The organism is Gaoshiqia sediminis, assembly GCF_025907915.1.
In the GTDB taxonomy this organism is placed as follows: domain Bacteria; phylum Bacteroidota; class Bacteroidia; order Bacteroidales; family Prolixibacteraceae; genus Gaoshiqia; species Gaoshiqia sediminis.
This window is the reverse complement of sequence record NZ_JAPAAF010000004.1, coordinates 83986-96634: the sequence shown is the minus strand read 5'-3', so window position 1 is coordinate 96634 and position 12649 is coordinate 83986. Positions and strand designations below refer to the sequence as shown.

The following is a 12649-nucleotide window of genomic DNA, read 5'->3' as shown; positions in this document are numbered from 1 at the left end:
ATGTCCGGTCTAAAAGCTCCACAAACGGGTAATTGTAAAGCCGATAGCAAAATTATCTTTATCTATTTTATTGAAATTGTTCATCAGATTATCCTGTGGCACAAGGCCTGTTGAATTCCCCATGAAAATCTGGAAAGCATGAGTACTTGTCGAAACCTCATAACCAAACGTTAGCCCCGGTTTGGGATGATTGTCCCATTCCGGCCGTTGCTCCGATATTTTATCAATTTTCAACGGAGCATCATAAGTACAGATGATCGATCCTTGCGGGCGAACTTTAATCCGACCGTTTACATGCAAGCCAATCCGATCATGATCATGTTCTGCAGGCGTCGAATTGGCATGCGCAAAGCTGACCGCTCCCTGCACCGAAAACCATTCAGTAACTTTGCGACCAACAATCAATTGACTGAAATAAGAAATCCTGTCGGAAAATTTGTAAACAGTTCCAAATGTTTCGTCAGAACTGCCATCCAACGCCAGGTTTCCGTATAAAGTCACAAATACCGGAATCGTGTTGTTTCGGGTTTGTTCCAGAATAGTCCATTTCGCATTAAAATCATTGTACATATTCTTTTTGGAGATCCCCCAGCCAACCTGCACATTGTTAGCGACCACGTAATTCAACCCTAATCGGATATTGTTGGATGGTGCATATATCCCCCACAAATCGGAATGACCATTTGATATGTCGCCAAATTTATGCTGAATAACCAGTTCCAGCGTTTTGACAGTGGGTATATATGAAGTTTGGTTGTCGATCAACATACCGCTCTCCCAGGCAAATCGAACCGGCTTATCCTTTACTTGGGGCTGAGGGGCAGTTTCGTCCTGCGCCCACAAGTTCGTGCTAACCAACAGACCGAACACGATAAATATTAACACTTTCTTCATGTTTGTAGGTTCATTTAGATAATCACTAATTGTTCTTTGCCCCTTCGGTGATCCAGGTCAACATCAACTGACCTTCGATTGCCGTATATTGTTTATGCTTATGTGTCGAAGCCCCGTTTTTCACAAATGAATAGATCTTGCTTTGCTCCGGGCTCGAAACATCAATATACTTGCTTGTATAGATGCTTTGATAGGCATTGGCTGCCGTTAGATCGGGCTTGGTGCTGCCGGTTTTGTGGCACGAGGCGCAATTGGCGCTAAAAATGGGTAGTACCTGAGTCGAAAAGCTAACAGTTTCTTCGCCATTTCCACCACCATTATCTATGGGAGGAACCTCTTCAGGGACAATAAAATTATACTCGCAAGCGCCAAATAAAAATCCAACGAGGAAAATCAGACAGAATATTTTCATTTTTTTCATTTCAGGCAAAAATTATAAATTAAAGACACCCTGTTGGCAGAAGCTTCCCGGACATAAACGAGCTACTACTGTAGCGCTTCAATAGAATTTGTCAAAAGAGCCTTGATATATGCCGGATTATGAACGCCCATACTGCGATCTTCTTCAATGGTTTTCCAATTATACACCGCTCCGGCAACTTCGATCGGATACGTACCGGCAATTATGTTCCTGTCTGCATCCAAAGCACCTGCGGTTACCAATAGTTCAGCAAGCTCTTCCATCAATTCATGGACTTCTGTTTGAACACTGTTCACATTGAAGTTATCTATCGTACCATGACAATCGGTACACGAAGCCAGGCTTGCTTTAAAAGTATGGTCCCCCTCATGCATATGACAGGTAACACAAGCATTTGTGCTTTTGCGGTGAGGGTGCGACTTGGTTCCGGGATATTGCACCCCTCCAGCCAGCTCATATCCGCCAACCCCTTCCAGAAGATTACCTTGCGGACCATGATGCGGACCAAAACGATAATTGGCAATACTGTAATTCCCATCGGCATCAGGTGCCAACGCCGGACTTACCGGGCGCGACTGGTGGCAATTGACACACATATTTGATGAATTCTGAAAGTCGAGAACTTTTGTTGGATCATCATACATGATCATCTTTACTGCAGCGTTTGTCCGCAAAGCATAGTCTGCGCCGTCATTTTCAAAGTCGAAGCTGTTATGATTGGTGTGGCAGGTTGCACAGCTGATTGAACCCGGATTGGAAATGGCCACCGGTGCAGCGCCCGGGTTATTGATAAAGTTTACAAAACCTTCGTGTGAATGACAAGGGGCACAGCTTGCGGTAGAGCTACGGGCTGCCGTTGCTCCGATTCCGTGCTTGGAAACTGCCCAGGCAGAAGTAATGGCGTCGCGTGTGGTTAGGTTGTGGCAAGCTACGCAGGATACGATTCCATCCTGACCATCCTGCCCGTCAACTCCATCCACCCCATCTTTTCCGTTGGCACCGTCAAGTCCCGGAGGTCCTTCTTTTACACAAGATGGCAGCATAAATAGTACCAGAGCTATAATGGCCAACAATCGGAGTATTTCTCTGATTTTCATAAGCTTTAGATTTAATACGGTCAATAATTCAGGAAAAACAATTCAGTTGCTTTTTTATTACCCTAAAAATAGAATTGGATCGTATTAAACCCGGAATGAGCGGTATGACATATGACGAGAAGAAAGTTGATATATATCAATCAACCGTTTTTGCTGATCAACATCAAGTCGTCTTCCTTCACAATTTCAATTTGGCGTTTATTTTGACGGACAATGCCTGACAATTCAAGTTCCTTTAAACTACGGATAAAACTTTCTTTGGTCATTCCCGACATTTCTGCGAGTTCCTGCTTGTTAAGGTTGCAGTTGAAAGGATTGGTTTGGTAAATGTTGTTTTTCAGGTAAAGTAAGGTATCTGCAACCCGACCAGGCATATATTTCTGCGTCAGGCCAACCAGTGTGTTGAGCATCTGGATGTTCTGCTTGTTGTTATATTTTAGCAATTCGTATGAAAAACGGCTGTTTCGTTCAATCAACTGCTGAAGTTTTGACGAATCGATGAAACAACATTCCACCCGTGTGATAGCCGTAACCGTAAAATGACGGATATCGTCGCTTACAACGCCACCGGCTGTCACCAAGCTATGCGAAGACACCAGCCTGAGGATTACATTTTTCCCTTTCATGCTTTCGGCAACCACCTTGGCCATACCTTCTTTAATACAGACGAAGTAAGTAGATGATGTGTTTTGCTTGATGATCGTTTCTCCGGGATTAAAAATGACGCTCTGCTTGCAAGCCGTCAGATACTCCAGCTCATCAGCAGTCAACGTCCTGAAAATAGATGCTTCCTCCTCCGGAAAACATTTCAAACAACAAGCTCTTTTACAATTGGCACATTCTCTATTAATAGAATCGTCAAACATCTTCTTCTTTCATTTATGTAAAAAATTACATTGCTGCATGAGTAGATATCAATATCCTTGTAAACATACAGATATTTCTGGCTTATCAAATCGATAGGATTGCATATGTAACCACAATCACGAATATTGAACTGAAAGCCAAATATTTAAAACAAACAAAAAGAAAAGATGTTTTAAATCACTTCTATTTCCGGTCATAAATACCCAAAACCCGGACAAAAAAATAACTCCCTGCTTTTTCCGTCAGTTTGTAAGGAAATCAAAGACATCGCTCATTTTACCCGATGGGCTGCCTTTGTAAAATTCAGTATAACCACAGGCTGAACACGACACCGCTGTAAAACGCCTGTTTTGAATATTGAAAAACCGGGTAAAACCGTCACCGGTAGTCCGGATCCGGTCAACTTCAACTTTGCGTCCGCCACACTTGGGGCATTGATACGTTTGCTTCATGATAAATTTACTTAATCGGTTGATGAATTTTCTTCATTTTTTGAGGAACCGGGTTTTCTCCCGGCATCTTTCAGCGCCTGGTGGATAATCCATTCCAGTTGCCCGTTGATGCTCCGGAATTCATCGGCAGCCCAACGCTCCAGTGCCTCATAATCCTTCGGATCCAGTCGTAAAACAAATGATTTTTTCCCTGCCATCTCTCAATCCTCACCAAGGCTTTCGGCGTATTGCTTTTCATCAGTTGTTTTCAATAGCACCTACCTTATTATATTATTGCTGTTTCCAATATTACTTGTTGCCCTTATCCAAACATGTGGCCCAGAACATAACCGGCTGCAACAAGAATCAAAAGAATCAGGTATGATTCTGCTTTGGCAAAATTCAGGGTCCAGCCCAAAAACCGGTTTCGTTTCGGAAGTATCACCCGGTAATCTTTCGGGTTGAAATAAAAGATGCCCCAGATATAATTATCCGGATCGTTTCGCATGTTATCCAGCTCACGATCATTGTCCAATCTTTTCATGATAAACTGACCTAAAAGTTAATAGATACTGCCTGTATTCACTACCGGACTTACCTCTTTGTCGCCGCACAATACAACCATCAGATTGCTGACCATGGTGGCTTTTTTCTCCTCATCCAGCACAACAATTTCTTTCTTGCTCAATTCGTCCAAGGCCATTTCTACCATACTGACCGCACCTTCTACAATTTTGAAACGGGCAGCAACAATGGCGGTTGCCTGCTGGCGTTTCAGCATGGCCTGGGCAATTTCCTGTGCGTAGGCCAGATAGTTGATTCGCGCCTCCATCACTTCAATTCCGGCGATAGCCAAACGTTCGGTCACTTCACGTTCAAGCTCCTCGTTAACTTCTTCTCCACCACTACGCAGGGTAATCTCGGCCGCTTCATCTTCAAAATTATCGTAGGGATAAAGCCCGGCCAATTTTCGGATCGCAGCTTCGGTCTGAATATCGACAAAATGTTCGTAGTCATTTACATCAAAAGCAGCCTTAAAGGTATTGCTCACCCGCCAAACCAACACAACACCAATCATGACAGGATTACCAATTTTATCATTTACCTTAATTGGTTCACTGTCCAGGTTACGCGCCCGCAGCGAGATTTTCTTCTTGCTGAAAAGTGGATTTGCCCAGAAAAAACCATTCTTCTTGATCGTGCCTTTGTATTCACCAAATAGCACCAGCACCAGGCTCTCGTTCGGATTGACAATCACAAAGCCTAGCGCACAAAAAACAAAAACCAGAATTAAAATAGCCGAAGGCAGTACCATCCCGCGCATGAAGCCCAAAAATGAAAGCACCAAAAAGATGAATTCAAGTACCAAAAACAAGTAACCCGATTTTGCAGCATAAGACCTTTCCATAATATCAGATTTTAATTCATACTAATATCAATTTGATATCACTAAATAACGAAAAAAAAGCATCTTTGTCAAGATGCTCTGCAATACAAAAACAGGTGTTTTTTAGTTGAAATTCATTTCAATATATCCAACAGTGCGGGTCTTTACGGCATCGTAGGATTTTGCAAAATCCATAATTCCTGCCAATACTTTTTTCGATGGTAAATTTTCATTCTTACCGGCTATCTTCTTCATCCCTGCACTCTCCATAATTTGCCCTGGATTCAATTCCCATCCCACTGCTTCCTGCTGTAATGCACGTAAAAAATAATTCAAGGTATAATTTTCGTTCATAGGCACTGAGTATTAAAGTAAAACATCAACATTCAAACGCCCATACAAAAATTATATTGCTCCGCAAGAAGCCTAAATTTTTGTGAGTATCAGGTTGTTCTTCTCGATGATCTTGCGCAGGTTGATCAGTGCATACCGCATACGTCCCAAAGCCGTATTGATGCTTACATCAGTACGTTCGGCAATTTCTTTGAAACTTAGGCCCAGGTAATGGCGCATAATGATTACCTGTCGCTGGTCGTCGGGCAGCTCATCGATCAACCGGCGAATATCGGACCGGATTTGCTCAAAAACCAACTGGTCTTCAATATTTTCATCCGAAAAGCGGGGCGAATTGAACAGATCGTATTCCGAATCTTCGTTGGAAGTAGTATTCTGTAACTTTTCCTTTCGAAAATGGTCGATAATCAAGTTGTGAGCAATCCGGAGCACCCAGGAAACAAATTTTCCGTTTTCGGTGTATTTCCCGGTTTTCAGTGAACGAATCACCTTAATAAAGGTGTCCTGAAAAATATCCTCGGCCAACTGCTGATTCTTGACAATTAAAACGATGTAGGTAAAAACCCGGTGTTGATGACGGCCGACAAGCGTTTCGATTGCTGATTGGTCGCCATTGATAAATTGCTGAACAAGCAAATTATCATCAGAAGTGATTGTGCTGAACATTACTTTCTATTTAGTTTTTTAAAACAAAAAAGTAAAATTCGTCTATAGGCAACCGGTTTTTAGAATGAGTAAAAGTATTTCTTAATTTTGCACGAGGTAAATTTCACTGATTTTTGGTTGAAATGCAAATTTGCCCGATTAAAAAAATCACATTTTCATGACAAAAGACAGCTCTGCCGCAAATAACATTCATATAAAAGGGGCCTGCGTACACAATCTGAAGAACATCGAGCTGAAAATCCCGCGCAACAAACTGATTGTTGTCACCGGACTTTCAGGCTCGGGAAAATCGTCGCTGGCCTTCGATACCCTGTATGCCGAAGGACAACGTCGCTACGTAGAAAGCCTGTCGTCGTATGCCCGGCAGTTCCTGGGCCGAATCAATAAACCGGAGGTCGATTTTATCAAAGGGATTCCGCCAGCTATTGCCATCGAGCAAAAGGTGAACACCCGCAACCCGCGCTCCACCGTGGGCACATCAACCGAAATTTACGATTACCTGAAATTGCTCTATGCCCGCATTGGCAAAACAATTTCGCCCATTTCGGGGAAAGAAGTGAAGCGCCACCAGGTTGGCGATGTGGTTGATTTCATCTGCTCGTTCCCGGAAGAAACCCGCTTGCTGATCAGTTCACCGCTTCGGGCAAAAAATGGCCGTTCAATCCTGGAAGAAGCGGAATTGCTGCTTCAACAGGGTTTTTCGCGCATCGAAACGCCCAAAGGCATTCAACGAATCGATGAACTGTTAAGTGAAAATCCAGATGATTTTTGCTCCGGCAACTGCAACCTGGTGGTGGATCGCTTACAGGCCAGTCGCGACGAAGATAACGTCAGCCGTATGGCCGATTCGGTGCAGACCGCATTTTTTGAAGGACACGGCGAATGTCTGATCAAAGTTTACCAGGGCGAAAAGGTATTGGAAGAGAAATTTTCGAATCTTTTTGAAGCTGACGGAATGGCATTTGAAGAGCCCAGCGAGCACATGTTCAGCTTCAACAACCCGGTTGGGGCATGCCCTACCTGCGAGGGATACGGAAAAGTTATCGGTATCGACGAAGACCTCGTCATCCCAAACAAAACCCTGTCGGTTTATCAGGATGCCGTGGCCTGTTGGAAAGGCGAAAGCATGAAGCTCTGGAAAGACCAGCTGATTCAAAACGCGTCGCGCTTTGGATTCCCGATCCACAAGCCCTACTATGAACTCAGCCCCGAACAGCAACGCCTGCTTTGGAAAGGGAATGCCTATTTCAAAGGAATTGATGCCTTTTTTAAAATGCTGGAAGAAAAAAGCTATAAAATTCAGTACAGGGTAATGCTGGCCCGTTACCGGGGCAAAACCACTTGCCCTGACTGTCGGGGAACACGTCTGAAAAAAGAAGCCGGTTATGTACAGGTGGCCAATACTCCGCTTCAGGATTTGGTGTTGATGCCCGTAAACGAGTTACGTGAATTTTTCAGCCACATAAAACTGGGCGAACATGAACTGAAAATCGCGCGCCGGATTTTGATTGAAATCACTAGCCGGCTGAATTTTCTATGCGATGTTGGTTTAGGTTACCTGACCCTAAACCGGTTGTCGTCAACGCTCTCCGGAGGCGAATCACAGCGGATCAACCTGGCCACATCGCTGGGATCGAGCCTGGTTGGATCGCTGTATATTTTGGATGAACCCAGCATTGGGCTGCATCCGAAGGATACCGAACGGCTGATCGAGGTACTCCGAAAGCTTCAAAAAATAGGCAACACAGTTTTGGTAGTCGAACATGATGAAGAAATTATCCGCGCGGCTGACGAAATTATCGACATTGGCCCAAAAGCAGGAATTCACGGTGGCGAATTGGTTTTTCAAGGCGACCACAAACAGTTGCTCACCGCAAAAAATAGCCTGACAGCTGACTACCTGAACGGCACCCGCAAAATTGAAACGCCATCTGTACGCCGAAAATGGACCGATTTCATTGAAGTGATCGGTGCGCGGGAAAACAACCTGAGAAATATTACGGTCAAATTTCCGCTAAACACGATTACAGCGGTAACCGGGGTCAGTGGTTCCGGAAAATCCACCCTGGTCAGCAAAATACTATACCCCGGGGTAGCCAAGCTTTTTGGCGGGTTCAGTGAAAAAACCGGACAGCACGATGCCATCAAAGGCGATATTAACCGACTGACTGCCGTTGAATTTGTTGATCAAAACCCGATTGGAAAATCATCCCGTTCCAACCCGGTGACCTACCTGAAAGCCTACGACGAAATCCGGAAATTGTATGCCGATTTGCCAGCATCAAAATACCAGGGGTTCAAACCGTCACATTTCTCCTTCAATGTGGATGGCGGTCGCTGCGAAGAATGCCAGGGTGAAGGCGAAATCAATGTCGAGATGCAATTTATGGCCGATGTCCACCTGGTTTGCGAAAGCTGTCAGGGCAAACGTTTCAAAGAGGAAATACTGGAAGTAGAATACCGGGGAAAAAACATTTACGATGTACTGGAAATGACCGTGAACGAAGCGATCGAATTTTTTGGTCACGGGAAAAGCTCAACCGAAAAGAAAGTGGCCAAAAAGCTGCAACCCTTGCAGGATGTTGGCTTGGGCTACGTAAAGCTTGGTCAAAGCTCTTCCACCTTGTCGGGCGGCGAGAGCCAGCGTGTAAAGCTGGCAGCATTTTTGGCTAAAGAGAAAGACTCTCCCACCCTTTTCATTTTTGATGAACCGACAACCGGTCTACACTTTCATGATATCAATAAGTTACTGGTGTCGTTCAATGCGCTGATTTCCCGCGGGCACAGTATCATTATCATCGAGCACAACCTGGACGTAATCAAATCGGCCGACTGGGTAATCGACCTGGGACCTGAAGGCGGGAAAAACGGCGGGCAGGTCATCTTTGAAGGCAAGCCGGAAGACCTGGCCAAATCGGCAGTATCTTTTACGGGCAACGCACTGGCAAGCAAACTATAACGCAAACCATGCAACTATTTTAAACAGTTATTCGTGCGTATGCCCTAAAAACCTGTATCTTTACCGGAAATTGAGAAAAAAGATCGCGTTGATTGAGCTGAAACAACTTGAATCTACTCCATTAACTCGTCTTGTTATTTTAAATCGACATACATGAATTTTAACAAACACACCTTTCACATCCCGGTTATGGGACTGGGATATACTGTTGACACTCCCGTGAAAGTGGCCCATCTGGGCATATCATCGGTGATCTCCATTGTGGATGATTTCCTGATCGAAAAAATGCGCGAGTTCTACAGCCAAAAATTCGACCTTCCGTTCAAGGAAATACCCAACAAAGTTGAGGATTTCCGGGCCAAACGGATCACTGCTTACCTGAATATGGTGGACAAGCTTGTTCATGATAAATATGAAGAGCTCATCAATAATTTCCACCAAAAAGGAAACGAGCTGGAGAGATACTTCGACATGCTGCCCGATGCAAAAAGCATCCGGGAAAAGTTCAACCACGCCTTGGAAAGCAAAAACCTGACCGATGTAAAAAACTGGCTGCGTTCCAACCTGACAAAGGGTAGCATCGATGTAAACATCATGACAAAGTTGGACAAGGTAAATTACAAGGACAAGGAAGCTCTTCCATCAGAATTCAATGATGCCCATGCAGCCCTGCGTGGATTTGCGAACAGCACCTTATCATCATCACTGGTCCTTTCGGCCGGGATGAACCCGCGCTTGTACAGCTACATCGAAAACTTCGAGGATTTCTATCCCGATGCAAATGGTCAGCTTAAAAAGAAAATCACCTTGAAAGTAAGCGATTTCCGTTCGGCCATGGTGCAAGGACGCTTCCTGGGGCAAAAAGGAATTTGGGTTTCCGAATACCGTGTTGAATCGGGATTGAATTGCGGCGGCCACGCGTTTGCCACCCAAGGCTATCTGCTGGGGCCGATTTTGGATGAATTCCGCGAAAAGCGGCAGGAACTGCTGGACTCGACCTTTGCGGTTTACCAAAAAGCCCTCGAAAAGAAAGGCAAAACAGTTGTACAGCAAGCCCCCGAAATGAAAATCACGGCACAAGGCGGCGTTGGAACAAACGAAGAACATAACTTTCTGTTGGACGAATATCAACTGGACAGCATTGGCTGGGGGAGCCCGTTCATGCTGGTACCCGAAGCCTGCAACATTGACCAGGAAAGCCTGGAATTGCTCCGAAATGCCGGCGAGGACGATGTTTACCTGAGCGATGCTTCGCCGCTGGGCGTTCATTTCAACAATGTACGCGGCACCAGTCAGCAAGTGCAGATTCAGCAATATCTCAGCGATGGCAAGCCCGGTTTCCCGTGCACCAAACGCTACCTGGTTTTTAACACCGAATATACCGAACAGCCCATTTGTACCGCATCACGGCAATACCTGAAGAAAAAGATCAGTGAAGTGAAAGAAAGCGGACTTTCGGCTGAAGAACAGCAGAAACAAATCATCCTGCTCACCCAAAAAGAATGTTTGTGCGAAGGATTGACCAACTCAACTTACCTGGCTAACGGCATCGCGCCCGACAGTAAGCGCACCGGAGTAAGCATTTGCCCCGGGCCCAACATTGCCTACTTCAACCAGGTGGTTTCGCTGAAAGAAATGGTAAACCACATTTATGGCAAAGTAAATTTGCTGAAAGGGGTGAAACGTCCGAACCTGTTCCTGAAAGAACTGAAAATGTATGTGGATTACCTGGAAAATAAACTGGCCGATTTGGGCCAAAGCCAGGATGAAAAACAGTTTTCGTATTACCGCGCTTTCCGCAAAAACATGCAAGACGGCATTTCCTATTACCAGCAGTTGTTTGCCAAATATGACAACAAATTGCAGGAAATGAAGAAAGACGCGTTGGTGGAACTGGAAAACTTCAGCAAAAAACTGGAAAGCTTAAAGATCTAAAAGACAGTCAAATATTCACAGATCAAAAAAATCATCCTTTCATTCAGGATGATTTTTTTTTACTATCAAATTGCTTTCCTATCCCGAAATTTCAACTGTCATTCATTGCTTTTATACACTAAATGACCATGAATGACAACTTAATGACACGTTCTTCCTCCAACCAGGCAACATTGCGTTACTTATTTTTCTTTTACGCCGACGTTCCCCGGACGGACAATTTTCGCCATTCGCGCGACATAAAATAGGTGACAATCATGGCCGAGCAGGCATCCGATATGGGCATGGACATCCAAATCCCGTTTAATTCGAAGAAATTAGGAAGGACATACAGCAGGGGAATCAGCACGATAACCTGTCGCAACAACGTTAACAACGTGGCAATTTTCGCTTTTCCAACCGATTGAAAAAAGTTTCCGGCCACCACCTGAAACCCGACTAACGGCAGGGCCAGCAACCCCAAACGAAGTCCCTGACTGCCAATAGCAAGCAGTTCCGGATCTTCGGCATTAAAAAAACGGACAATCAGGCTGGGCGCCGCCTGTACACCTGCAAAAAAGGCAATCGAAATGAGGGTAGCCGCAACCATCGAAATGCGGAGCGTATCTTTCACCCGGCCATATTTGTTGGCTCCGTAATTAAACCCGATGATGGGCTGCGAAGCCATGTTGATAGCCACAATGGTCATGACAATCAAGGTAAGCACCGAGTTGACAATTCCCATGGCGCCCACCGCCAGATCGCCGCCAAACCGGATCAGCTTGGTATTGATCAGCCCTTGAACCACCGAATTGGCAATCTGCATAAAAAAAGGAGCCATCCCGATTGCCAGGATCTCTTTAATGATTTGAAGATCGAGCTTAAAATACTGCGTCCGGATTTTAACAACTGACCGGTTACTGCGAAAATGAAGTAACACCCAGACAGACAGAACCATCATGGAGATAACCGTGGCATAAGCCGCCCCCTTCACCCCCATATCCAACCAGAAAATGAAGATCGGATCCAGCACAATGTTGGTACCCGCGCTAATCAGCATCGAATACATGGCAATGCGGGCATTTCCTTCGGAACGGATAACATTGTTCAGCGAAAAGCCAACCACCTGAAAAATAACGCCAACCAGGATAATATTGAGATAATCGTTCGCAAATCCCACCGTTTCAGGGGTTGCACCAAACATGGCCAGCATGGGGTCTTTAATCAAAAAACCGATCAGCGTGATCAGGCCCGAAGCGGCAATCATCAACAAGAAACTATTCCCCAAAACATGTTCAGCCTTGGCCATGTCGCGTCGGCCCATATTGATAGAAACCAGCACACTGGCTCCAATCCCGATCAACATACCGAAAGCCATCATGATCAGCATGACCGGAAAAATGACCGAGATACCGCTCAACGCAAGCGCGCCCACCCCCTGACCGATAAAAATGCGGTCGACAATATTGTAAAGTGCGTTGACTAAAACGCCAATAAAGGCCGGGATAAAATATTTTAGCATCAGGCGTGCCACAGCCGACTCGCCTAATTCTTTTGTTCTGTCCATGTAAAAGATTTGTTGCAAAAGTAAACAATCACCTTCACAAATCACGATCATCAAAAAACCTTATTCTATTCTGAAAATATTACTTTTGCATC

The 12649-nt window shown here is 44.9% G+C and carries 13 protein-coding genes; 2 read left to right on the top strand and 11 right to left on the bottom strand.

What is annotated here, in order from left to right; translation table 11 throughout:
- Positions 1 to 9 precede the first annotated feature (9 nt).
- The 10 genes from N2K84_RS04480 to N2K84_RS04435 all read right to left on the bottom strand — a co-directional run bounded on the left by N2K84_RS04480 (position 10) and on the right by N2K84_RS04435 (position 6117).
- Complete coding sequence (locus N2K84_RS04480; protein WP_282590583.1) at positions 10 to 894, bottom strand: DUF5777 family beta-barrel protein; 885 nt, start codon at positions 892 to 894, stop codon at positions 10 to 12.
- A gap of 25 nt (positions 895 to 919) precedes the next feature.
- Entirely contained in the window at positions 920 to 1306 is a 387-nt protein-coding gene (locus N2K84_RS04475) for a c-type cytochrome (RefSeq protein WP_282590582.1), read from the bottom strand.
- Positions 1307 to 1380: 74 nt separating this feature from the next.
- Positions 1381 to 2412 (bottom strand): hypothetical protein, encoded by a 1032-nt coding sequence (locus tag N2K84_RS04470; protein WP_282590581.1) that lies wholly within the window; start codon positions 2410 to 2412, stop codon positions 1381 to 1383.
- A gap of 140 nt (positions 2413 to 2552) precedes the next feature.
- Entirely contained in the window at positions 2553 to 3224 is a 672-nt protein-coding gene (locus N2K84_RS04465) for a Crp/Fnr family transcriptional regulator (RefSeq protein ID WP_282590580.1), read from the bottom strand.
- 297 nt (positions 3225 to 3521) lie between these two features.
- Positions 3522 to 3731 (bottom strand): zinc ribbon domain-containing protein, encoded by a 210-nt coding sequence (locus N2K84_RS04460; protein ID WP_282590579.1) that lies wholly within the window; start codon positions 3729 to 3731, stop codon positions 3522 to 3524.
- An 11-nt stretch (positions 3732 to 3742) separates the two neighbouring features.
- Positions 3743 to 3928 (bottom strand): type II toxin-antitoxin system antitoxin, encoded by a 186-nt coding sequence (locus N2K84_RS04455; RefSeq protein WP_282590578.1) that lies wholly within the window; start codon positions 3926 to 3928, stop codon positions 3743 to 3745.
- Positions 3929 to 4032: 104 nt separating this feature from the next.
- Positions 4033 to 4254, bottom strand: coding sequence for a hypothetical protein (locus N2K84_RS04450; protein WP_282590577.1), 222 nt, complete (start codon positions 4252 to 4254; stop codon positions 4033 to 4035).
- An 18-nt stretch (positions 4255 to 4272) separates the two neighbouring features.
- A complete protein-coding gene (locus tag N2K84_RS04445; protein WP_282590576.1) occupies positions 4273 to 5118 on the bottom strand; it encodes an SPFH domain-containing protein in 846 nt (281 codons plus the stop codon).
- Between the two features lie 102 nt (positions 5119 to 5220).
- The gene (locus N2K84_RS04440) at positions 5221 to 5451 is read right to left on the bottom strand and encodes a hypothetical protein (RefSeq protein ID WP_282590575.1); all 231 of its coding nucleotides are present in this window, start codon (positions 5449 to 5451) and stop codon (positions 5221 to 5223) included.
- A 72-nt stretch (positions 5452 to 5523) separates the two neighbouring features.
- Positions 5524 to 6117: an RNA polymerase sigma factor gene (locus N2K84_RS04435; RefSeq protein ID WP_282590574.1), complete on the bottom strand. Its 594-nt coding sequence runs from the start codon at positions 6115 to 6117 to the stop codon at positions 5524 to 5526.
- Between the two features lie 157 nt (positions 6118 to 6274).
- On the opposite strand from N2K84_RS04435, the gene uvrA reads away from it, so the two are divergent.
- Both uvrA and N2K84_RS04425 read left to right on the top strand, forming a co-directional pair.
- On the top strand, positions 6275 to 9076 hold the full coding sequence (gene uvrA, locus N2K84_RS04430; RefSeq protein WP_282590573.1) for an excinuclease ABC subunit UvrA: 2802 nt from the start codon (positions 6275 to 6277) through the stop codon (positions 9074 to 9076).
- Positions 9077 to 9229: 153 nt separating this feature from the next.
- Complete coding sequence (locus N2K84_RS04425; RefSeq protein WP_282590572.1) at positions 9230 to 11011, top strand: hypothetical protein; 1782 nt, start codon at positions 9230 to 9232, stop codon at positions 11009 to 11011.
- A gap of 193 nt (positions 11012 to 11204) precedes the next feature.
- On the opposite strand, the gene N2K84_RS04420 is transcribed toward N2K84_RS04425, so the two are convergent.
- On the bottom strand, positions 11205 to 12557 hold the full coding sequence (locus N2K84_RS04420) for an MATE family efflux transporter (protein WP_282590571.1): 1353 nt from the start codon (positions 12555 to 12557) through the stop codon (positions 11205 to 11207).
- Between the last annotated feature and the right edge of the window lie 92 nt (positions 12558 to 12649).

Excerpts from the sequence above, each read along its gene's own strand:
- N2K84_RS04450 (WP_282590577.1), bottom strand. The coding sequence starts at position 4,254 with ATGAAAAGATTGGACAATGATCGTGAGCTGGATAACATGCGAAACGAT.
- N2K84_RS04455 (WP_282590578.1), bottom strand. The coding sequence starts at position 3,928 with ATGGCAGGGAAAAAATCATTTGTTTTACGACTGGATCCGAAGGATTAT.
- N2K84_RS04440 (WP_282590575.1), bottom strand. The coding sequence starts at position 5,451 with ATGAACGAAAATTATACCTTGAATTATTTTTTACGTGCATTACAGCAG.
- uvrA (WP_282590573.1), top strand. The coding sequence starts at position 6,275 with ATGACAAAAGACAGCTCTGCCGCAAATAACATTCATATAAAAGGGGCC.
- N2K84_RS04480 (WP_282590583.1), bottom strand. The coding sequence starts at position 894 with ATGAAGAAAGTGTTAATATTTATCGTGTTCGGTCTGTTGGTTAGCACG.
- N2K84_RS04460 (WP_282590579.1), bottom strand. The coding sequence starts at position 3,731 with ATGAAGCAAACGTATCAATGCCCCAAGTGTGGCGGACGCAAAGTTGAA.
- N2K84_RS04475 (WP_282590582.1), bottom strand. The coding sequence starts at position 1,306 with ATGAAAATATTCTGTCTGATTTTCCTCGTTGGATTTTTATTTGGCGCT.
- N2K84_RS04445 (WP_282590576.1), bottom strand. The coding sequence starts at position 5,118 with ATGGAAAGGTCTTATGCTGCAAAATCGGGTTACTTGTTTTTGGTACTT.
- N2K84_RS04435 (WP_282590574.1), bottom strand. The coding sequence starts at position 6,117 with ATGTTCAGCACAATCACTTCTGATGATAATTTGCTTGTTCAGCAATTT.
- N2K84_RS04470 (WP_282590581.1), bottom strand. The coding sequence starts at position 2,412 with ATGAAAATCAGAGAAATACTCCGATTGTTGGCCATTATAGCTCTGGTA.
- N2K84_RS04425 (WP_282590572.1), top strand. The coding sequence starts at position 9,230 with ATGAATTTTAACAAACACACCTTTCACATCCCGGTTATGGGACTGGGA.
- N2K84_RS04420 (WP_282590571.1), bottom strand. The coding sequence starts at position 12,557 with ATGGACAGAACAAAAGAATTAGGCGAGTCGGCTGTGGCACGCCTGATG.